21 protein-coding genes are annotated in these 21,151 nt (G+C 68.2%); 14 read left to right on the forward strand and 7 right to left on the reverse strand.

All coding sequences use genetic code 11. From position 1 onward, the window contains the following. Window positions 1-43 precede the first annotated feature (43 nt). The 4 genes from JOY29_RS07110 to purL all read left to right on the forward strand — a co-directional run bounded on the left by JOY29_RS07110 (window position 44) and on the right by purL (window position 4,093). The gene (locus tag JOY29_RS07110; protein WP_300972827.1) at window positions 44-448 is read left to right on the forward strand and encodes a hypothetical protein; all 405 of its coding nucleotides are present in this window, start codon (window positions 44-46) and stop codon (window positions 446-448) included. A gap of 211 nt (window positions 449-659) precedes the next feature. Then, window positions 660-1,034, forward strand: a complete 375-nt coding sequence (locus JOY29_RS07115; RefSeq protein ID WP_300972828.1) for an endonuclease domain-containing protein — start codon at window positions 660-662, stop codon at window positions 1,032-1,034. A gap of 244 nt (window positions 1,035-1,278) precedes the next feature. Then, window positions 1,279-1,626 (forward strand): hypothetical protein, encoded by a 348-nt coding sequence (locus tag JOY29_RS07120; RefSeq protein ID WP_300972829.1) that lies wholly within the window; start codon window positions 1,279-1,281, stop codon window positions 1,624-1,626. Window positions 1,627-1,810: 184 nt separating this feature from the next. Next, entirely contained in the window at window positions 1,811-4,093 is a 2,283-nt protein-coding gene (gene purL, locus JOY29_RS07125; protein ID WP_300972830.1) for a phosphoribosylformylglycinamidine synthase subunit PurL, read from the forward strand. A gap of 27 nt (window positions 4,094-4,120) precedes the next feature. Here purL and JOY29_RS07130 read toward each other — a convergent pair whose 3' ends face one another. Further along, window positions 4,121-6,091 carry a response regulator gene (locus JOY29_RS07130; RefSeq protein ID WP_300972831.1) on the reverse strand — a complete coding sequence of 657 codons (1,971 nt, stop codon included), beginning with the start codon at window positions 6,089-6,091 and terminating at the stop codon, window positions 4,121-4,123. A 73-nt stretch (window positions 6,092-6,164) separates the two neighbouring features. Here JOY29_RS07130 and JOY29_RS07135 point away from each other — a divergent pair, with 73 nt between their 5' ends. Further along, a complete protein-coding gene (locus JOY29_RS07135) occupies window positions 6,165-7,358 on the forward strand; it encodes a hypothetical protein (RefSeq protein ID WP_300972832.1) in 1,194 nt (397 codons plus the stop codon). On the opposite strand, the gene JOY29_RS07140 is transcribed toward JOY29_RS07135, so the two are convergent. Further along, complete coding sequence (locus JOY29_RS07140; RefSeq protein WP_300975498.1) at window positions 7,351-8,589, reverse strand: aminotransferase class I/II-fold pyridoxal phosphate-dependent enzyme; 1,239 nt, start codon at window positions 8,587-8,589, stop codon at window positions 7,351-7,353. The two genes, JOY29_RS07135 and JOY29_RS07140, sit on opposite strands and share 8 nt — an antisense overlap. Before the next feature lie 26 nt (window positions 8,590-8,615). Further along, window positions 8,616-8,858 (reverse strand): acyl carrier protein, encoded by a 243-nt coding sequence (locus JOY29_RS07145; protein ID WP_300972833.1) that lies wholly within the window; start codon window positions 8,856-8,858, stop codon window positions 8,616-8,618. A gap of 59 nt (window positions 8,859-8,917) precedes the next feature. Between JOY29_RS07145 and JOY29_RS07150 the strand changes: the two genes are divergently transcribed. Continuing rightward, window positions 8,918-9,328 (forward strand): PaaI family thioesterase, encoded by a 411-nt coding sequence (locus JOY29_RS07150; RefSeq protein ID WP_300972834.1) that lies wholly within the window; start codon window positions 8,918-8,920, stop codon window positions 9,326-9,328. 6 nt (window positions 9,329-9,334) lie between these two features. On the opposite strand, the gene JOY29_RS07155 is transcribed toward JOY29_RS07150, so the two are convergent. From JOY29_RS07155 to JOY29_RS07165, 3 genes are all read right to left on the reverse strand, one after another. Further along, window positions 9,335-10,141 (reverse strand): hypothetical protein, encoded by an 807-nt coding sequence (locus JOY29_RS07155; RefSeq protein ID WP_300975499.1) that lies wholly within the window; start codon window positions 10,139-10,141, stop codon window positions 9,335-9,337. Between the two features lie 70 nt (window positions 10,142-10,211). After that, window positions 10,212-11,183, reverse strand: a complete 972-nt coding sequence (locus JOY29_RS07160; RefSeq protein WP_300972835.1) for a diacylglycerol kinase family protein — start codon at window positions 11,181-11,183, stop codon at window positions 10,212-10,214. Further along, on the reverse strand, window positions 11,183-11,671 hold the full coding sequence (locus JOY29_RS07165) for a DUF2141 domain-containing protein (protein WP_300972836.1): 489 nt from the start codon (window positions 11,669-11,671) through the stop codon (window positions 11,183-11,185). The genes JOY29_RS07160 and JOY29_RS07165 overlap by 1 nt, the downstream gene beginning before the upstream one ends. Before the next feature lie 149 nt (window positions 11,672-11,820). Here JOY29_RS07165 and lptF point away from each other — a divergent pair, with 149 nt between their 5' ends. The 6 genes from lptF to JOY29_RS07195 all read left to right on the forward strand — a co-directional run bounded on the left by lptF (window position 11,821) and on the right by JOY29_RS07195 (window position 18,070). After that, on the forward strand, window positions 11,821-13,029 hold the full coding sequence (lptF, locus tag JOY29_RS07170; RefSeq protein WP_300972837.1) for an LPS export ABC transporter permease LptF: 1,209 nt from the start codon (window positions 11,821-11,823) through the stop codon (window positions 13,027-13,029). Continuing rightward, window positions 13,029-14,123, forward strand: coding sequence for an LPS export ABC transporter permease LptG (lptG, locus tag JOY29_RS07175; protein WP_300975500.1), 1,095 nt, complete (start codon window positions 13,029-13,031; stop codon window positions 14,121-14,123). Before lptF ends, lptG begins: the two co-directional genes overlap by 1 nt. Continuing rightward, a complete protein-coding gene (locus tag JOY29_RS07180) occupies window positions 14,120-14,797 on the forward strand; it encodes a thioredoxin domain-containing protein (protein ID WP_300972838.1) in 678 nt (225 codons plus the stop codon). Before lptG ends, JOY29_RS07180 begins: the two co-directional genes overlap by 4 nt. A 152-nt stretch (window positions 14,798-14,949) precedes the next feature. Beyond that, window positions 14,950-15,687, forward strand: a complete 738-nt coding sequence (locus tag JOY29_RS07185) for a sterol desaturase family protein (RefSeq protein ID WP_300972839.1) — start codon at window positions 14,950-14,952, stop codon at window positions 15,685-15,687. Window positions 15,688-15,774: 87 nt separating this feature from the next. Further along, complete coding sequence (ubiA, locus tag JOY29_RS07190; protein ID WP_300972840.1) at window positions 15,775-16,707, forward strand: 4-hydroxybenzoate octaprenyltransferase; 933 nt, start codon at window positions 15,775-15,777, stop codon at window positions 16,705-16,707. A gap of 16 nt (window positions 16,708-16,723) precedes the next feature. Next, entirely contained in the window at window positions 16,724-18,070 is a 1,347-nt protein-coding gene (locus tag JOY29_RS07195; RefSeq protein ID WP_300972841.1) for a metallopeptidase TldD-related protein, read from the forward strand. On the opposite strand, the gene JOY29_RS07200 is transcribed toward JOY29_RS07195, so the two are convergent. Continuing rightward, window positions 18,067-19,011, reverse strand: a complete 945-nt coding sequence (locus JOY29_RS07200; protein ID WP_300972842.1) for an Mrp/NBP35 family ATP-binding protein — start codon at window positions 19,009-19,011, stop codon at window positions 18,067-18,069. The genes JOY29_RS07195 and JOY29_RS07200 overlap by 4 nt on opposite strands. Before the next feature lie 93 nt (window positions 19,012-19,104). Between JOY29_RS07200 and hflK the strand changes: the two genes are divergently transcribed. Together hflK and hflC are read left to right on the forward strand one after the other, a co-directional pair. Further along, window positions 19,105-20,241 (forward strand): FtsH protease activity modulator HflK, encoded by a 1,137-nt coding sequence (hflK, locus tag JOY29_RS07205; RefSeq protein WP_300972843.1) that lies wholly within the window; start codon window positions 19,105-19,107, stop codon window positions 20,239-20,241. Next, a complete protein-coding gene (gene hflC, locus JOY29_RS07210; RefSeq protein WP_300972844.1) occupies window positions 20,238-21,101 on the forward strand; it encodes a protease modulator HflC in 864 nt (287 codons plus the stop codon). The genes hflK and hflC overlap by 4 nt, the downstream gene beginning before the upstream one ends. The last annotated feature ends 50 nt before the right edge of the window (window positions 21,102-21,151 follow it).

Here is a 21,151-nt window from a genome sequence, read left to right on the forward strand (position 1 = left end):
GCCGCCATTGACCGTTCATGTTGCGCCCGCGAAAGGGCCATCCATGACGACTCGCCTTACCCTTGTCGCGCTCGGCGCGTTCCTCTCCCTGTCGGCTTGTAACAGCGCCGACAACACCATTGTCCAGCAGGGCCCGGCCGATCCGCTCGCCAACCAGCTGGCCGAGGCTCCGCCGGTCGAGCTGCCGCCCTCGATCGCCGCGAGCAAGACCTATCGTTGCGACGGCAACAAGGTGGTCGAGATCGACTGGACCGAGCGCAACGGCCAGCCGGCCGGCGCCAACTACCGGGTCGGCGCCGACACCGTCGCCTCCACCGTCACCACCGCTCCGGCCGAGGGCACCGGCCCCTACACCGGCGCCGACGGCAGCAGCATCACCGGCACCAAGGATGCGAGCAGCGTCCAGGTCACCCTCCCCGGCCAGAGCGCCATCACCTGCCGCGGCTGAGCGGCCAGCGCTGAATCCACCTCCCGACCCCGGCCCTCACCGGCCGGGGTTTTTGTTTGTGTGGCAGGTGGGGCTTATGTCCGCTTTCGACCCGTTGCGGACGTTGGCTCCAGACGCCAGGGTGCGGCGGTGCCGATCCGGAACCTCCCCGTTGCGAAGCAATGGGGAGGGGGACCGCTCCGCGCAGCGGAGTGGTGGAGGGGCCAGCACCATGCGCGCAACTGCCAACGCCATGTACGCCGCCCGGCGCTATCGCGGCCATCTAAGCCTGCCCGAACAACTTTTCTGGCGCCTGCTCCGCCAAGCCCGCCGCGACCTTCGCTTCCGCCGCCAGCATCCGATCGGTCCCTATGTCGCCGACTTCTACTGCGCGGCGGCCAAGATGGTGATCGAGATCGACGGCGCCTCTCACAATCACTCGCAAGCGGCAGACGAACGCCGAACCGCCTACCTCCACTCCGTCGGGCTGCAGGTCCTCCGCATCCCGGCCGCCGACGTCCTCGCCAACCCGGAAGCGGTCGCCGACGCCCTGATGCGACGGTGCGAGCGCCGCGCTGGCCCCTCCACCACTCAGCCTGAAGGCTGAGCGGTCCCCCTCCCCATTGCTGCGCAACGGAGAGGTTCTGCGAATGTCCGCTTTCCACCCAAAGCAGACATTCAGGCCGCACGCTCGGGATTGCGGCGAGGCGGGCACAATCATTCCCTGCACTCTGCCTCGTCTCAACGCCATATCAGGCCAGACGATCTGCCTGGGGGGAACCGATGCAGCCCGCGGCGCATAAGGTTGTGCGGAGCCCGATTGCGCCCGCTTGAAGCGAAGGAAGTCCGTCGTGAACGAGCAGAACAACTCCAGGCCGAACCCTGACCAGCAAAGCCCCTCCTCCAGGGACGATCGATCCGCCATCCCGCTCGGGCAAGGTCCCACGGGCGAGGCTTCACCCGGCAAGTCCCCAGCTGGCGAACAACATCAAGACCAAGAGCTGCAGGGTCAACAGCCGCAAGGCCAGGCGCACGAGAACGCCGAAGGCGCGATCCCGAAGGCCGTGGAAGCCATCGAGAAGGCAGCCGACAAGGGGTTGGAGAAAACCTCGGGCGTCGTTGGAAGCACGATCGACAAGGTCGCTGATGCGGCGATCAGCGCGCTTGGCGGCAGGCCCGATCAGAACCACAATAGCTGACGCCACGGCCACGGCATTTTTTCAAACCCGATGGGGAGCATTGGTCCTGCCCGGACCAACTGCTCCCCACCTGCCTCCACCCTTGCAGGTAAGCCAATCGTCCACAGCAAACGGTCGCGCACGCAGGGACAAGTTGCGTGCCGACCGATTGGCCAATTCGCCGCATCCCGCTACAGGCGCGGGCATGACCGCGATCACGCCCGAAATCGTCGCCGAGCACGGCCTGTCCCCGGATGAATATGAGCGCATCCTGCATGCACTCGGGCGGGAGCCGAACCTCACCGAGCTCGGCATCTTCTCGGTCATGTGGTCGGAGCATTGCTCCTACAAATCCTCCCGCATCCACCTGAAGAAGCTCCCGACCGAGGCACCCTGGGTGATCTGCGGCCCGGGCGAGAATGCCGGGGTGATCGACATCGGCGACGGCGACGCGGCCATCTTCAAGATGGAGAGCCACAACCATCCCTCCTACATCGAGCCCTACCAGGGCGCGGCGACCGGGGTGGGCGGCATCCTCCGCGACGTCTTCACCATGGGCGCCCGGCCGATCGCCAACATGAACGCGCTCCGCTTCGGCGATCCCAAGCACCCGAAGATGCGCCACCTGATCGCCGGCGTGGTCGCGGGCATCGGCGGCTATGGCAATTGCGTCGGCGTGCCCACGGTCGGCGGCGAGACCAATTTCGATCCTGCCTACAACGGCAATATCCTGGTCAACGCCATGACCGTCGGCGTCGCCCGGACCGACAAGATCTTCTATTCGGCCGCCGCCGGCATCGGCAATCCGGTGGTCTATGTCGGGTCCAAGACCGGCCGTGACGGCATCCACGGCGCGACCATGGCCTCGGCCGATTTCGGTGAGGATTCGGAAGAGAAGCGCCCCACCGTCCAGGTCGGCGATCCCTTCACGGAGAAACTGCTGATCGAAGCCTGCCTTGAATTGATGGCCTCCGACGCGATCGTCGCCATCCAGGACATGGGCGCGGCGGGCCTCACCTCTTCCTCGGTCGAGATGGCGAGCAAGGGCGGCGTCGGCATCCGCCTCGACATGGACGCCGTGCCCTGCCGCGAAACGGGCATGACGCCCTACGAGATGATGCTCTCCGAGAGCCAGGAGCGCATGCTGATGGTCCTGAAGCCGGGCCGCGAGGCCGAGGCCGAAGCCATCTTCGCAAAGTGGGAGCTGGACTTCGCCGTCATCGGCACTGTCACCGACACCGGCCGGATGGAGCTGGTGTGGAAGGGCGAGACCGTCGCCGACATCCCGCTCGGCCCCCTCGCCGACGAAGCGCCGCTCTACGACCGGCCGTCGCTGTCGCCGGAAGAATATCAGGCCTGGGCGCAGGTGAAGCCGCTTGGCGATGTGCCGGAATCGACCGACATCGCCGGCGATCTCCTGAAGCTGATGGGCTCCCCCGCCCTCGCCTCGCGCCGCTGGATCTGGGAGCAGTATGACCAGCAGGTGGGCGGCGACACGGTCCAGCGCCCCGGCGGCGATGCGGCGGTGGTCCGCGTCCACGGCTCGGACAAGGCGCTGGCGATCACCACCGACTGCACCCCGCGCTATTGCTATGCCGACCCCTATGAAGGCGGCAAGCAGGCCATCGCCGAGGCCTATCGCAACCTCTCGGCGGTCGGAGCCACGCCGCTCGCGGTCACCAACTGCCTCAACTTCGCCAACCCGCAGCGGCCCGAGATCATGGCGCAGATCGTGGGCTGCCTGCGTGGCATGAGCGACGCCTGCCGCGCCCTCGACTTCCCGATCGTGAGCGGCAACGTGTCGCTCTACAACGAGAGCAAGGCCACCGGCGGCGGCAGCGCCATCCTGCCCACCCCCGCGATCGGCGCGGTCGGGCTGCTGAAGGACTGGTCCGCCTCCGCCACCATCGCCTTCAAGCAGGAGGGCGACATCCTCTGCCTGGTCGGCGGCACGCGGCGCGACGGCTCGGGCCACCTCGGCCAGTCGCTGTGGCTGCGCGAGATCGCCGGGCGCACCGAAGGCACCCCGCCGCCGGTCGACCTCGATCATGAACTCGCGGCCGCCACGCTGGTGCGCGAGCTTATCGGCCGCGGCATGGTGACGGCCGTTCACGACGTCGCTGACGGGGGCGTTGCAGTCGCCGCCGCCGAGATGGCGCTGGCCGGCGGGATCGGCGCCGAAATCCTGCTGTGGAAGCCGTTCATCGCCGATGCGTTCGGCGAGGACCAGGGCCTGTTCCTCGTCACCGTCCGTGACGATCAGGACGAACTGAACGCCCTGAACGCGCTCGAGGATGCCTGCGAGGAAGCCGGCGTGGGCTGCGCCATTATCGGCGCGGTAGGCGGCGACACGATCAAGTTCGTGGATGTCGAGGAATGGGAAGCGGACCGGTTCGACGGCCTGTCCGAAGTCTCACTTGCCGACCTCCGCCGCGCCCACGAGGCGTTCCTGCCGGAGCTGATGGGGACGGACGGGGCGCTGGCCTGAGCTGTTTTCCTGCATTCGCAGGGGAAGCTAGGCCGCTTTCACCTCCGCCCGGCCAAGCGCCGCGGCGACCGCGTCGGACAAGGCGGTGACGGTGAACGGCTTCCTCAGCAATTCGTAGCCAATCAGGTCCTCGCCCTCGCCCTCGCCGACATAGCCGGTGACGAATAGCACGGCGAGGTCGGGGAAGCGGCGCTTCAGGAGGCGGATCAGCTCCGGCCCGGTCATGCCCGGCATGATGACGTCGCTGATGACAAGATCGAACTGCTGGGCATCGAAGGCGCTCAGCGCCTCCTCCGCGCTGGCGCAGGCGACCGGCTGATATTCGAGGTCCTCGAGCGCCTCGACCGTTGCGCTGCGCACGCGGGGATCGTCCTCGACGAGCAGGATGCGCGCGCCTCGCCGGGCGGCTGCCTCGGCAGCGCTGACCTGATGATTCATGACCGGATGCATCCGCACCTCCGCTGGCTGTGCCATGCTACGCGGCAGATACAGGCTGACGACCGTGCCCACGCCAATGGCACTGTCGATCGTCACTTCGCCGCCCGACTGGCGGGCGAAGCCGAAAATCTGGCTGAGGCCGAGGCCGGTGCCCTTGCCGACCTCCTTGGTGGTGAAGAAGGGCTCGAAGGCGCGGCGCTGCACTTCCTCGGTCATGCCGCAGCCCTGGTCGGCGACCGCGATCCGCACGTACTCGCCCGCCGGCAGTCCGGCCACCTCTTCCATGCCCAGCGCCACGTCGGCGGTGGCGATGGTGATGACGCCCTCGCCTTCCATGGCGTCGCGGCCGTTGACCGAAAGGTTGAGCAGGGCATTTTCAAGCTGGTGGGGATCGACGAAGATCGACCACTCGCCCCTGATGTCGACCCGCACCGAGATGCGCTCGCCGAGCGTCCGGTCGAGAAGATCGGTGAGGCCGCGCACCAGGTCGCCGGGGCGGACCTGCTCGGGCAGCAGGGGCTCGGCCCGCGCGAAGCTCAGCAGGCGTCGGGTCAGCGCCGCCGCGCGGGTCGCGCCGTCCATGGCGTTGTTGAGGTGGTTCATCACCTCGCGCTTGGGGCCGCCGAGCCGGCGCCGAGCGAGATCGATGCCGCCAACCACGACCGCGAGCATGTTGTTGAAATCGTGCGCGATGCCGCCCGTCAGCTGGCCAACCGCCTCCATCTTCTGGATCTGGCGGAGCTGGGCCTCGGCCGCCTCGCGCTCCTCCGCCTCTGCCTTCAGCGCTTCATTGGCCTCGCGCAGCTCCTGGGTGCGCATCGCGACCGCTTCCTCCAGCGTCTCCGCTTCGCGCCGGGCAAGATAGTTCTGCCGAACCGCCTGCACTGCGACCACGCCGAGCCCGATCGCCGCCAGCCCGATCAGCATGCCGAGCCACGACAGATAGTCGGTCAGGCGGTCGGCCTGGGCGGAGAAGAACTGCGTCTGCTCCATGCTGTTGCGGAGAACGGCCCGCTCCGACGACGCGATTTCAGCGAGCTTTGCCCGCAACTGCGAACCAAGGGTCGTGGCCCGGTTCTGCTGGCCATATTCCTCACGCGTGAAGGTGTAGAAGAGGCCCAGTCCACCCTCGCCCTGCTGGGCCGATGCGGCCTGGGCGACCTTGGCGAGATTGCTGCCATGCTCCTCGTAGAGCCGGCTCGCTTCCTCCACCCGGCGAAGCTGCGCCGGATCGTTGCGCACCAGCCGCTCGAGCTGGCGAAGCTGGGTCCCGGCAAGACGCCATTCGTTGGAGAAGATGCTGCCCGACACCCGCACCTGCTCGTCGAGCACGAAGCGCCCGAGCGCCGCCTCCGAGCGCGCGAGCGTGGCGTCGGCGGTACGCACCAGCAGCGTCACGTCATAAGCGTGGCGTTCGCGTTCCAGCGCCGCGTCGCGGGCACGGTTGCTCATCGCCACCAGAAGCACCATCCCGAGCAGGATGAGTGCTGCCAGAGTCGCCCCCGCCGCAGCCCCGAAGCGGCGTCCGTCGAACCCGCTGTCGTCGGTTCTCGCCCTCATTGCGCCTCAGTCTAGGACTCGACTCGGGGCGGCACAACCGCTCGTTCAGGCACGCTGTGGAACTGTTGCGCCCATGCGCGTCTCATCCATCCTGTTGCCGCTTCTTCTGGCCGCATCGCCGGCCGGCGCCGCCGACCCTGTCCGACTGTCTCCGGCGGAGGCGCTGGACCGCGATGCGGGCCTTTATGCCACGGCGTTCGCGGTGCCGGCGGACGAGGCCAGGCGCCGGCTCGAGCAGCAGCGGGCGAGCGTCCAGGTCAGCGATATGCTGCGACTGCGTTATCGCGACCGGCTGGCGTCGATCAGCGTGGTGCATCGCCCCGACTGGCACCTGCTGGTCCGGCTCACCGCTGGCGAACGGCCGGCCGACCAGCTGCTGGAAGCAAACGGCCTTGCGATCCCGGTCCGCTTCGAGGTGGGAGCGCCAGTGACGCGCGCTCAGGCACTGCGCCTGCTCGATTCGGAACGCTACCGCCTGCCGACCCTGGTTCCCGGCTATCGCGGCGCGGGTGTCGATCCGCGCTCCGGTGGACTGATCGTCATGCAGCGGCCCGGTGCCGACGCGCGGCCGGTTGCGGATGTCGAGCAGGCACTGGCGGCGGCGGTCGGCCTTCCCGTGCGCATCCGCCGACTCGATGCCCTGCTCGTCGACAGCGCAGCGATCGGCGGCGGCCGCGTCGACGGTCCCAATCCTGACGGCCGGCGGTTCCGCTGCACCACCGGCTTCGTGGTCAAGGCCCCAGATGGTGCGCTGGGCATCACCACCGCCGCCCACTGCCCCGACACGCTGACCTGGCGCGGAACCGACGGCGAGGAACGGCTGCTGCCGATGCTGGGCGCCTGGGGGGCGGCGCAGAATGACGTTCAGATCCACGGCGGCGTCGGACCGGCCGAGCCGCTCGTCTTCAGCAATACCGGCAAGACCGAGGTGCGACCCGTCACCAGCTGGGCGACCCGGCCGATGACCCGGCCTGGCGACTGGCTGTGCCTTCGCGGTGAAAGCTCGGGCTACGCCTGCTCGGAGGTCGAGCTGACCGACTTCGCCCCGGCCGGCGATCTGTGCGGCGGCCTTTGCACCTCGAGCTGGGTGACCATGCGCGGCCCGCAATGCCGGCGCGGCGACAGCGGAGCGCCGATCTTCCTCGGCTCGGTCGCTTATGGCGTGCTGAAGGGCGGCGCCTACCTTCCGGACGGCAGCTGCGCCTTTTCTTATTATCAGAGCGTCGACTATCTGCCCGACGGCTGGCGCGTCGCGACGGTCAGATGACGCCGACGCGCTTGCCCGCCGCTTCGAACATGCCGAGGATCTCGCCCACCTGTTCCTCGCTGTGCAGCGCGCAGAGCGAGCAGCGCAGCAGGGTCATGCCGGCCGGAGTCGCCGGCGGACGTGCGAGGTTCACGTAGAGGCCTTCCTGCAGCAGGGCCTCCCACATGGCGGCGCCGCGCTCGAGGTCGGGCATGATTACCGCGATGATCGCCGACTGCGGCGTTTCGGTACCGAGCGTGAAGCCAAGGCTCTTCAGCCCGCCATGCAGGCGCTTGCTGTTGGCCCAGAGGTGCGCACGCTTGTCGGCCGCGCCCCGGAGCTTGTCGATCGAGGTGGCGGCGGTCGCGACCACGCTCGGCGGCAAGGAAGCGGTGAAGACGTAGGGGCGGCAGACGAGGCGCAGGATCTCGAACTTGGGATGGTTCGAGACGCAGAAGCCACCGACCGTTCCGACCGACTTGGAGAAGGTGCCGATGACGAAGTCGACGTCGTCCAGCACGCCCTGTTCCTCGGCGACGCCGCGGCCGTTTTCGCCGATGAAGCCCATCGAATGGGCCTCGTCGACCAGCACCATCGCGCCGTGCGCCTTGGAGATGGCGACCATCTCCTTGAGCGGCGCGGTGTCGCCGAGCATCGAATAGACGCCTTCGAGCACGACCAGCTTGCCGGCTTCGGTCGGCAGCCGCTTCAGCCTTTTCTCGAGCGCGTCCACGTCATTGTGGCGGAAGGCGACGATCTGGGCGTTGCCGAGCGCGCAGCCGTCGTAGATGCTGGCGTGGCTGTCGATGTCGAGGATGACGTAATCATCCTTCCCCGCCATGGTCGAGATGATCCCGAGATTGGCCTGGTAGCCGGTCGAGAAGACCATCGCATGGTCCATGGCGTAGAAGCGCTTCAGCGCCTCCTCGCACTCGCGGTGACCCTGGTAGGTGCCGTTCAGCACCCGGCTCCCGGTCGTTCCCGAGCCATATTCGTCAAGTGCCTTATGCCCGGCCGCGAGCACGTCCGGGTCGAAGGTCTGGCCCATGTAATTGTAGGTGCCGAGCAGGATCGTCCGCTTGCCGTTGCAGATGGCGACGGTCGGGCTCTCGACCCGCTCCATCACCAGGTTGAACGGGTCGGTGACGCCGGTCGCCAGCAGGTTCTCGCGGACGTCGATCAGCGGCTGAAACTTGTCGAACAGGTCCGGCGCGGTGCCGCGGGGCGCGGGCTTGCCGGCGTCGGCGGTCATGGCGAGGCCGGGATCGGTCATGGCGTTCAGCCCTGCAGCTCGCCGACGGCGTCGATCAGCTGACCGACGGTCTCGATCTCGGCGGCGCGGTTCATGGTGATGATGATGTCGAACTCGTCCTCGACGGCCGCGACGAAGTCCATCACGGTCAGGCTGTCCCATTCGAGATCCTGCGCGAAGCGGGTCTCTTCGGACACTTCGATGCCCTTCTTGTTGAAATCGGCGATCAGGCGATGGATCGCGTCCTTGCGTTCGTCACGGTCGGTCATGTCATTCTCGCTAGGGTTTCGAGCGCTCAAGCGCAACAAAGGGGCGAAATGCGGGCAGGATGGCGTTAGACACGTGCCCGATGACCTCGCCCCTGCCGCCTTACGCCGAACTGCTGCAGCTTCGTACCGAGACCACGGACGACGGCCGGCGCCTGTTCGTCATGCCTTTCCATGACGATGTGGTCGGGCGGCCGGGCTATCTCCATGGCGGCGCCATCGCCGGCCTGCTCGAGTTCGCCGCCTATGGCGAGCTTACGAGGGCGCTGGAAGGCCAGGGAGTGGTGCCCAAGCCCATTTCGGTGACGGTGGATTTCCTGCTCGGCGGCAAGGACCGCGACACCTTCGCCGGCGCCACCATCGAGCGGCTCGGCGCGCGCATCGCCAACGTGGAGGCCTTCGCCTGGCAGAAGGACCGCGGCACACCCATTGCCAGCGCCCGGATCAACTTCCTGCTGGCGGCTGCCGGCTAGCGGCGGCTATTTGATCGCGCCGGTGCGGATCAGCTTTGGCACGAGGGTCACCGCGGTCAGCAGCGGATGCTTCTTCTGCCACTCGCTCAGCGCGATGCTGGTCCCGGCGTGGCGGTTGATCTTCCAGACGATATATTCCGCGCCGCCGGCGAAGGTGGCGCTGGCCTTGGCGAGGCGCGCGACCGACAGCAGCTTGCCCTCGATCCGCCGCCGCCGCCACGATCCGCCGCAACGCTTCCCGGAGGCGCGCGCCGCCGCCATGGCGGGTCCGAAGAAACGCAGGTAGCGCGCCGGATCGGCATCGACGACCGAAGCACTCCGGCTCCCCTTCTCCGCCCGAAGCTCGGCCGAATAGGTCAGTGCGAAGGCGGCGCTCCACAGGTCGAGGGGCTGCTGCTCGTTGGGGACGACGCTGAGTGCCGCGCTGAGCAGGGTCGGAGCGGCGCGCGCGACCGCCGCCACCACCTTCTCGCTCGCCTCCGGACCCGCCGACCAGACCAGTCGCGAAGGCTGGGCGAAGCGGGCCCATACCGACACGCTTCGGGTCTCCGGACCGTTCAGCCGGTGGAAGTCGGCCTCGCTCAGCACCGCATATTTCGCCGCCAGCCCCTCGTGCGCGAAGGGAAATACATTGGGCGGGATCAGCCGGTTGGCGGTCGCCAGCCAGCCATGCTCGTAGGCGGCGCGGTAATCGGAGACGATCAGATAGAAGTCGAGCATCGCTCCTTCGAGCGCGACGTCGCGCAGGCAGGAGCCGTAGAAGAGCACCGCGCGCGAGGCCGAGCCATGGGCGGCGGCGATGGCCGCAGCCATGGCGGCGACCCGCGGGTCGACCGGCTGGGCGAGTTCCTCGCCGACCAACGCCCGCAACTCGGCCGTCGGATCAGGCGGCGAGGCGGACAAAGGAAAGCGGCGACGCCGGGGTCAGGGTGATGGGCTTGCCGATCCCGGCTTCGAACCGCTCGCCGTCGAGGAAGACGGACGAGCGATCGCCTTCGATCGAGATTTCGTCGGCTTCCTCGACATGGACGCCGTCGACCTTGTTGCGGCCGAGCCGCCCGGCAATTCCCGCAACCAGGCCGCGCACCATCGAGCTGGAGCGATGCTCCACCGCGACCAGCTTGAGCGGACCCTTGCCAGCGGTGCGCAGGTCGCTGCCGAGGAGGAGCTTCTCGAGCGTCGTCACCGCGAGCAGGGCAAAGCGCCCGCTGAGCGTGCCGTGGCGGCGGACGGTAATCTCGATCGGGGCCGGGCTCGGCGGCAGGAACTTGCCCCGGAGGCCGATGAACTGGCGCACCATCACCGCCACCGCCGTGATGACGTGGCTGAGGCCGTTCGGAAGTCCGAGCGGATAGATCTTGTCGCGGCAGTAGAGCATGGTGTCGGCAAGGCCCGCCCCGCCGAGGAACATGCCGATCACCGGCTTGGCCGCGCCGTCGCTGCTGAGCGCGATCAGCTGCCGCGCGACGATATGGTCGGTGAGATCGCCTTCCGCGAGCTCGAGCAGCCGCTTCAGCGCTTCGACCGGATCGCCCTGCGCACCGAGATCGAGAGCGATGAGATTCGTCTTGCCGTTGGGCAGCACCGCCAGCGGCGGCCGCTCGCCCTCGAAATGATTGCCGTTGACCAGTTCGGTCAGCGCCGCCTGGACCGTCCCGTCGCCACCGTTGATGGCCAGCACCTTGGGCCGGACCCGGGCGATGGTCCGGAGCGCAGCGCCGATCTGGTCGGCCTTTTCCACCTCATAGTGGAAGATGTCCGGATGCTCGGCGCAGAAGGCGCGGATGCGCGGCAGCTGCGACAGGTTGCCGGTCGACCGCGGGTTGCTGAGGAGGGCGATTCGCGCCTTGCTCATCAGCTTGACCGCGCCGGGCCGATGGCCAGGCCGTTGAGGTAGAGCATCCGGACGGAGATCGGCTGCACGCCGGCGCCGACCTCGATCCTGGTGCCCGCGAACTTCGGCCGTCCGAGCAGGCTGAGCCGCGGATTGCGCGAGAAGCCGGCGCCGTCGGAACGGTCCTGCTCCTTGTCGGCATCGATGTCGTGGTGGACGGCGAGCCCGTAGGCACCTGGCTTCGGAACGGCGATGCAGACGTCCATCGCCGAACCCGTGACCGGCACCCGCACCTTCTTGAGCGAGCCGCCCTTCCTGAGCCAGCCGCTCTGGTCGTAGAGCGCAAAGCGCAGGTTGCCGCGCTGCTGCTTGAAGCCGGACACGCGGACCTTGATCGCCGGCCCGCCGGCCGCGCACGCCTGCACGTCACCGGCCATCGCCGAGGCGGCGGTGGCGGGCAGCGCGGCCGAGCCGAGCATCAGGACCGGGAACAGGACGAGGAACCGCATGGCTTGGAAACACTGTCTTTCGCAGGACCGACGGGTCGCTTTCGTCAGCTCCGCTTCAGGTGAATCGGCGCTAGGCGAACTGCCCATGAAGGCTGGTTGCACTTGCTTTGCGGCCAAATGATGGTGTTGAGGGGCGGAAGAACAAGTTCATGACCCTGATCGACCGCTACATCGCCAAGGCGATCGCCATTCCGCTGGCCGGCACCCTGGTGCTGGCGGCGATGCTGCTCGTCCTCGACAAGATGCTGCGACTGTTCGATTTCGTCATCAATGCGGGCGGCCCGGTCAGCGTCGTCTGGCGAATGCTGGCCAACCTCCTGCCGGAATATTTCGCGCTCGGCATCCCGGTCGGGCTGCTGCTCGGGATCCTCCTCGCCTTCCGCCGGCTGGCCCTGTCGAGCGAGTTGGACGCGCTACGCGGGGTCGGCACGGGCTTCGGTCGGCTGCTGCGCATCCCCTACACCTATGCTTTCGTGCTGATGCTGCTGAATCTGTTCCTGGTCGGGTGGCTCCAGCCCTGGACCCATTATGGCTATGAGCGGCTCCGCTTCGACCTGCGCTCGGGCGCGCTCGGCGCGAGCCTCAAGGTGGGCGAGTTCAATACCCTGTCCAAGCGCTTCACCATCCGCATCGACCGCAGCGAGCAGGGCGGGACTCAGCTCCACGGCCTGTTCGTCCAGGCGGACAACAGCAGCGGGGCGGCGATCGTCGCCACCGCCAACCATGGCCGCTTCCTTGCCACCGACGATCCCGACACCATCCTCCTCCGGCTCGAGGAAGGGCGGCTGATCCAGCAGGATCCGCGCTTCGCCACGCCTCGCACCCTCGCGTTCCGATCATACGACCTCCCGATCAACCTGCCCCGGGTCGACAGCTTCCGCGCCCGTGCGCAGGACCAGACGGACGAAATGACCCTGCCCGAGATCATCCGGGCCAGCTACGGCGGAGCGGCCACCGGCGAGGCGAACCTGGCGGCCCGGGCCAACCTCCACTTCCGGATGGTGGAGGTGATCATGATGATGCTGCTGCCTTTGCTGGCGGTAGCGCTGGCGGTACCGCCCAAGCGCTCCAGCTCGAGCCTTGGCATCTTCATCGGGATCGTGATGGTGGTCGCCTATCACAAGGTGAACCAGTGGGCGGAGGACGCCGGCGCGCGCGGCGACTTCATGCCGGAAGTCGCGATGTACGTGCCCTTCCTCGTCTTCGCCGCCTGCATCGTCTGGATGTTCATGACGCTCGCCACCAAGCCCGGCGGACAGCCGATCGGCGCGCTCGAACGGGGCGGTGCCAAGGCGTGGAGCCTGATCAAGCGCCTCCTGCCCCAGCCGCGCCGGCGCCTGAAGGCGGCCGGGGCGTGATCAACCTCAACTTCTTCCCGTCGCCGCGGCTCGCCCGCTACACCGTGTGGCTCTACGTCTCGCGAAGCCTCGCCGTGCTCCTCAGCCTGAGCATGGTGCTGATGATGCTCAACCTCCTGTCGGAATCGGGCAAGATCCTGGCCGTTTCCGGCAATGGCGAGGCGGAGCTGTGGCGCTATGTCGGCTACCGCTTCCCGCAGCTGATCGCCTTCGCCTTCCCCTTCTCCTTCTTGCTCGGCGCGTTGATCACCTTCACCACGCTCAACCAGAACAGCGAAGTGGTGGCGATGAAGGCGGCCGGCCTGTCCGCCCACCAGTTGCTTGCCCCGCTGATCGCCGCCAGCATCGGCCTTGCCGGCTTTTCCTTTGCTTTCAACGAGCTGGTGGTGGTCGACGGTTCGCGCCAGCTCGCCGCCTGGGACGGCAACGACTACAAGCCGGTGCCTCCCGACAGCGGCATCCTCAGCAACGTCTGGGTGACCGCCGGCGACGACCTCGTCCAGACGAGGATCGTCACCGGCCGCGGTGCCGGGGTGCGCCTGCGCAACGTCCGCCTGTTCGAACGGCAGGACAACAGCATCACCCGAATCATCGATGCCGACCGTGGACGCCCCTATGAGGGCGGATGGATGCTCGAAGGTGTCACCATCTACGATGCCGGGATGAACGTCGTCCTCCGCCGACCGGCGCTGCGAGCGCTCGAGGGCGTCGAGCCGCAGCGCTTCACCCTCGCCAAGGTCGACCCGGACGCGCAGAACTTCGTCACCCTTCAGCGCAACATCGGCGAGATGGAGCGCGCCGGCGTGACCACCGCGACCGCCGAGACCGGCTTCTGGCACAAATTGTCGCAGCCCCTGTCGACGATGCTCATGCCGCTGCTCGCCGCCATGGCCGCCTTCGGCCTTGCGCGCTCGGGCAAGGTGCTGCTGCGTGCGGCGGTCGGCATGGCACTCGGCTTCGCTTATTTCGTGATCGACAATTTCGCGGTGGCGCTCGGCAATGTCGGCGCCTACCCGCCCCTGCTCGCCGCCTGGGCACCGTTCCTCCTGTTCCTGCTCATCGGCGAGACCGTCCTGATCCGTTCGGAGGAATGATGCGTTTCCTGCTGCTCCTGCTCGCGAGCCTGTTCCTCGTCGGCGCGGCTCCGGCACCCGCCGCGCGCGACTGGCGCACCAACGTCGTCGAAAGTGCCGAGGGCTGGACCTTCGGCAAGCCCGGCGCACCGCTGCTCGCCGAATATGCAAGCTTCGGCTGCCCGCATTGCCGCCAGTTCGCCGAAGGCGCCGGTCCGCGCATCGAGCAGCTGGTGAAGGCCGGCAGGCTGCGGCTGGCCTTCCGCCCCTTCCTCATCTTCTCGCACGACCGCTCGGCCACCGTCCTTGCCCGCTGCGTGCCTTCCAGGCGGCGCCTCGCCTTCATCAAGGCCGCCTTCGTCGCCCAGGCCGACACGCGTGCGCGCATGGCTGCCGCCGACGCCGACGAGCGGGTGCGTGGTGACCTGTTCACGGCCGAACTCGCTGGCCCGATTGCCCATTCGCGCCTGGTGGCGGATGTGAGTGGCCTCGATGCGCTGGCGGAGGCACATGGCCTGTCGCCGGCCGCCCGCGAGCGCTGCCTTGCCGACGAGGCGCACCAGTCCTGGGCTACCGCCGCCGATCTTGCGGCCCGGGTTGCAGGTGTCACCGGAACCCCCACCTATTTCCTCGACGGTCACCAGATCGCCAAGCCGCTCACTCCGGAAGAACTGGTGTCCAAGCTGCCCCGCTAGCCTTTTGTCCCATTGTCGCCGCATTGGCGTGGCAGGGATGAAGGTCATGCAGGCGGCCATTGGTGTCGCAAAAGCGAAACATTCGAAGGCGTGATGACGTGAGCAGTTCGGCAAGGCCCGGAATCTGGAGGCGGTCGCATTACCTCGACCGCATGACCCTGAAGCAACTCTGGATCGCCTATTTCCAGTATCCGGCGATCATCGCCTATCTGGCGCTGTCGGCGGTGAGCATCGGCGTCTGGGCACGCTATCCGGCCAGCCTGATCGAGACGGCGGCGACGGTCGGCGTGGTGGTCGTCCTCTATCCGCTCGTCTGGTACTGCCTCCACCGCTGGGTGCTGCACAGCAACTGGATGTTCAAGGTGCCCTTCCTCGCTTCGACCTGGAAGCGCATCCACTACGATCACCATCAGGACCCGAACCATCTCGAGGTTCTGTTCGGCGCGCTCCACACCACCCTCCCGACCATCGCCGCGGTCAGCCTGCCGGTGGGCTATGCGATCGGCGGCATCGGCGGCGCGGCAGTGGCGCTCGCGACCGGGCTGCTGACGACTTGCGTCTACGAATTCGTACACTGCATTCAGCACCTTGCCTACAAGCCCAAGTCGAAGCTGATCGCCGAGATGAAGAAGCGCCACATGGCGCACCATTTCCACGACGAGAACGGCAATTACGGGATCACCAGCTACTTCTGGGATCGCGCGCTCGGCACCTTCTACGACCGGCCCGAGCGGCCGGCGAAGAGCCCGACCGTCTTCAACCTCGGCTACACCGAGGAAGTGGCCTCTCGATATCCGTGGGTGAAGAAGCTGTCGGGCGGCATCGTCGCCTCCGGCCATCCGCGCAAGCGCGGCGACAATCACGCCGGCAGCGAGCGCGAGGCGGCGTAAGCCTTCTCCCGGCGGAAGCCGGAGCCCGGCTACTCTCATTACTGCCGGTACCATCAACTGGGCTCCTGCTTTCGCAGGAAGGCAGCAATGGGTAAGCGACTGCCCGTGACCGCCAGCGACCTCGTCCCCGACTCCGAACGCCGGGGCTTCATCGGCGCCCTGCCCGCGGCCGTGCGGCCCTACGCCAGCCTGATGCGGATCGATCGGCCGATCGGGACGTGGCTGCTTTTCTGGCCCTGCGCCTGGAGCGTGGCGCTGGCCGGAGTGCAGGGCCAGTGGACCCTGTTCGCCTGGTTCCTGCTCGGCTCCTTCGCGATGCGCTCGGCGGGTTGCGTCTACAACGACCTCGTTGACCGCGATCTCGACGCGCAGGTGGCGCGCACCCGGCTTCGCCCGCTCGCCAGCGGCCGCGTGTCGCCGAAGGCCGCCTGGGCGCTGATCCTGATCCTCTGCGCGATCGGGCTGCTCGTGCTGGTGCAGCTGCCCCTCGCCGCCCAGCTTACCGCGATTGCAAGCGTGCTGCTCGTCGCCGCTTATCCCTTCATGAAGCGGATCACCTGGTGGCCGCAAGCCTGGCTCGGCCTCGTCTTCAGCTGGGGCGCGCTGGTCGGCTGGCCGTCGGTCACCGGCAGCCTCGCCGAACCCGCGATCTGGCTGTGGGCGGGCACCATCTTCTGGGTGATCGGCTACGACACGCTCTACGCCATCCAGGACAAGGAGGATGACGCCCTGGTCGGGGTCCGCTCGTCCGCTCGCCGGCTCGGCCGCCACGCGCCGGCGGGCGTGCTCGTCTGCTACCTCGCCGCGCTTCTCCTGTGGGGCATCGCTCTGTGGCAGGTCCGGCCCGAGCCGCTCGCCCTGGCCGCCTTGCTTCCGGCCGGGCTGCACCTCGTCGGGCAGGCCGTCCGCGCCGACCCCGACAATGGCGACAGAGCGCTCGCGCTGTTCCGCTCCAACCGCTTTACCGGCCTCCTCCTCGCGCTCGGCTTCGCCGCCGTGGGGTTGAGCCAGTCGGCCTAGTCGCTACATCGCGGCGATGTTGAGCGAAACGCAAGCGGCCGAGCGCGCGGCCGATCTGGTCAGGGCCGCGACCAAGGCGGGCGCGACCGCCGCCGACGCGATGATCGGGATCAGCCGGTCGAGCGGCATCTCCGTCCGCCTCGGCGCCATCGAGGACATCGATCATAGCGAAGGCTTCGAAGTCGGGCTCCGCCTGTTCGTCGGCCAGCGCTCGGCAACCGTTTCCTCCGCCAGCATCGATCCCGCCGGCTTTGCCGAGCTTGCCGAGCGCGCCCATGCCATGGCCGTCGAAGCGCCCGAGGACCCCTATGCCGGGCTGGCCGATCCCGATCTCCTCGGCCGCGACTCGGCGCCCGATCTCGACCTCGTCGACGACAGCGCGCCCGCACTCTCCCTCCTCGAACAGCGCGCCCGAAGCGCCGAGGAAGCGGCCCGCGCGGTCGCCGGAGTCACCAACAGCAACGGCGCGTCGGCCGGTCTCGGCCAGAGCCTGGTGGCGCTCGCCACCTCTGCCGGCTTCGCCCATGCCACCCGCGGCAGCCAGCACAGCATCTCCGCCAGCGTCGTCGCCGGTGAAGCCGGCAGCCTCCAGCGCGACTATGCCGCCCATTCGACCCGCCATTTCGCCGATCTCGACGACCCTGAGCAAATCGGGCGGCTGGCGGGCGAACGGGCCGTGGCGCGGCTCGATCCCGTCCGGCCGCCATCCGGCACCTGCCCGATCATCTTCGATCCGCGGGTCGCTTCGACCCTGCTCGGCCATCTCGTGGCGGCGATCACCGGCAGCGCCATCGCCCGCAAGACGAGCTTCCTGCTCGACGCGCTCGGCACGCAGCTGTTCGCACCGGGGATCATCGTCCGCGACGACCCGCTGCGCCGCCGCGGCCTGCGCAGCCGTGCCTTCGACGGCGAGGGCCTGCCCTGCCGTCCGCTCGACATCGTTGCCGACGGCATCCTCACCAGCTGGCTCGCGGCCAGTGCAGACGCGCGCCAGCTCGGAATCAGGCCGACCGGACATGCCGGCCGCTCGGTTGGCGGCAGCCCGGGGGCTGGTCCGTCCAACCTCATGCTGATGCCGGGCGCCAAGAGCCGCGAGGATCTGCTCGCCTCCGTTCCGCGCGCGATCCTCGTCACCGAACTGATCGGCCAGGGCGTCAATCCCGTCACCGGCGACTACAGCCGCGGCGCCGCCGGCTTCCTGGTCGAGAATGGCAAGGTTGGTGCCGCCGTCGCCGAGATCACCATTGCCGGCAACCTCAAGGACATGTTCCGCTCGCTCGAGCCGGCCAGCGACCTCGAACTGCGCCGGGGCATGGATGCGCCCACCCTGCTTATCCCCGAGATGACGGTAGCGAGCGCCTAGGCGTCGAGCCGGGCAAGCACGGCCTCGGCCAGGTCGCGGAAGGCCGCAGCCGCCGGTCCGTCCCCCGCTGCTGGCGGCCGGCCTGCATCCGAATCCGCCCGCAGGCTCGCCGAGAGCGGGAGCCGGCCAAGGAAGGGCACGCCCATCTCCGCCGCCGCCGCTTCCGCCCCGCCGCTTCCGAACGGGTCCGACGTCTCGCCGCAATGCGGGCATTGATAGCCCGCCATATTTTCGATGATGCCGAGCACCGGCACGCTGGTCTTGCCGAACAGGTCGATCGCCCGGCGCGCATCGATCAGCGACAGGTCCTGCGGCGTCGAGACCACCACCGCACCGGCCGGCCGCGCCTTCTGGATCAGCGACAATTGGACGTCGCCGGTGCCGGGCGGAAGGTCGACGACGATCAGCTCCGTACCGCTCCAGTCGCCTTCCACCAGCTGGGTCAGCGCGCCCGATGCCATCGGCCCCCGCCAGGCGAGCGCATGGCCGGGGCTGACCAGCTGACCGACTGAGAGCAGCTTGATCCCCTGCACCTCGACCGGGATCAGCTGCTTGTCCTGCGCCTCCGGCCGCTCCGACGTGCCGAGCAGGGTCGGCTGGGAGGGACCGTAGATGTCCGCGTCGATGATGCCGACCTTGTGGCCAAGCCGGGACAGCGCGATGGCGAGATTGGCGGAGACGGTGGACTTGCCGACGCCGCCCTTGCCCGAACCGACCGCGATCAGCCTCGGTCCCGTGGGCTTGCTGGCGGTCATCGCGACCCGCACCTCCGTCACGCCCGGCTGCGCGGAAGCAAGCGCGCGAAGCCGCGCCTCGAGCGCCTCGCGCTCCGCTTCGCCGAGGCCGCTCGCGTCGACGATCAGCACCGCCACTCCGTCCGTCAGCCGGGAAGAGCGCAGCCGCGCCGCATCGGCGCCGAACAGGGTGGGATCGATGCTCATGGGACGGGCGCTTGGAACAGCCCGCCACATGGCACAAGGCCCATTGTTCCACCCCCACTGTTAAACTGGGGCGGCGCATCTATATCTGTCCCCATGAGCATTATTCCGGGGTGGGCGCGCGGTCGCGGCCTTTTTGCGGACAGCAAGGGACCTTGGGGTCCGAGCAGCGGCGGCACGCCGCCTGGAGGCGGCGGCAGCGATGGCGCGGACACGCCTCGACCGGGCCCGTCCAGCCCGTGGGGTTCCCCCGGCGTGAAGCGCCCGACCGGTGCCGCCAGTAACGTCACCAGCCTTGACGACTTCATCGCCCGCAGCCGCGCCCGCTTCGGTGGTGGCGGAAGCGGCGTCGGCCAGCGACCGCCGAGCAAGGCGCTGATCGTCTGGGGCCTGGTCGCGGCCATCGCCCTCTGGCTGCTCCTCACCAGCTTCCACCGCATCGCGCCGGAAGAGCGCGGCGTGGTCACCCAGTTCGGCCGCTACAGCCGGACCCTGGGCCCCGGCATCAGCTTCACCCTTCCGAGCCCGCTGGAGCGCGTCCAGAAGGTCGACGTCGAGAATATCCGCAACATCGACCTCGGTTCGGCCACCAGCGAGACGCTGATGCTGACGGGCGACCAGAACATCATCGATATCGCCTATTCCGTCCGCTGGAACGTGCGCGACCCGGAGCTCTACCTGTTCGAACTCCAGAATCCGGAAGAAACGATCCAGCAGGTGGCCGAAAGCTCGATGCGCGCGGCGCTGTCGGGCGTCACTCTCGACCAGGCGATCGGCGAAGGCCGCGGCGACATCGAGACCCGGGTGCAGGATTCAATGCAGCGCATCCTCGACTTCTACAAGGCCGGGGTCGTCATCCAGGGCGTCGCGATCAAGCAGGCCGACCCGCCCGCCGCCGTCAACGACGCCTTCAAGGCGGTCAGTGCCGCGCAGCAGGCAGCCCAGAGCGACATCAACCAGGCACGCGCCTACGCCCTCCAGCTGCGCCAGCTCAGCCAGGGTGAAGCGACCGCCTTCGAGAAGGTCTACGAGCAGTATCGCCTCGCCCCCGAGGTGACCCGCCGCCGCATGTACTACGAGACGATGGAGCGTGTTCTGCAGAACGTCGACAAGACGATCGTCGAGGTCCCCGGCGTGACCCCCTACCTTCCGCTGCAGCAGACCCGTCCGCCCGCAGCGGCCTTGCAGGAGCCGGGCGCCGGCGCTGCCCAGCAGCAGGGAGCCGGCCGATGACCAATGTCATTCTCCGCCGACCGCTGCTGTCGGCCATCATCGCCCTTGTGGTCCTGCTTACCTTGCTGTCGAGCGTGAGGATCGTGCCGGAGACCAGCCAGGCGCTGATCGTCCGCTTCGGCAAGCCCGACCGCATCCTCAACCGCTACCAGCCGGGCGCGCCGATCGGCAGCGAAGGTGCGGGACTGGCATTCCGTGTCCCGTTCGCCGACGAGATCGTGTGGATCGACAAGCGCGTGCGCGACGTCGACATGGAGCGGCAGATGGTGCTCTCGACCGACCAGCTCCGGCTCGAAGTCGATGCCTTCGCCCGCTACCGGGTCGTCGATCCGCTGCGCATGTATATCCGCGCCCGCTCGGAGGAGAATGTCTCGACGGCGCTCCGTCCGATCCTCGGTTCGGAACTCCGCAACGAGCTTGGCCGCCGTCCCTTCGCCGACCTCTTGAGCCCCGAGCGGCAGGGCGCGATGGAGAATATCCGGCGCGGCCTCGACCGGGTCGCCCGGCAATATGGCGTGCAGATCATCGACGTCCGCATCAAGCGCGCGGACCTGCCGGACGGAAGCCCCCTGCAGAGCGCCTATGAGCGGATGAAGACCGCGCGCGAGCAGGAAGCCCGTTCGATCCGCGCCGAAGGTGCCCGCACGGCGCAGGTCATCCGGGCCGAGGCGGATGCGCTCGCCGCGCAGACCTATGCCGCCAGCTTCGGCAAGGATCCGGCCTTCTACGATTTCTATCGTGCCATGCAGGCCTATCAGCGGACCTTCGTCGGCGACGACGGCAAGGCCCGGCCGACGAACGTGATCCTCTCTCCGCAGAATCAGTTCTTGCGTGAGTTCACGCAAGGGGGTGGGCGCTGATGCGGTTCAATGCGCGTTCAGGCGCTTGACCTAGCAACATCGCCAAGGCC

Source organism: Sphingomonas sp. LHG3406-1 (assembly GCF_029637485.1).
Taxonomy (GTDB): Bacteria; Pseudomonadota; Alphaproteobacteria; order Sphingomonadales; family Sphingomonadaceae; genus Sphingomicrobium.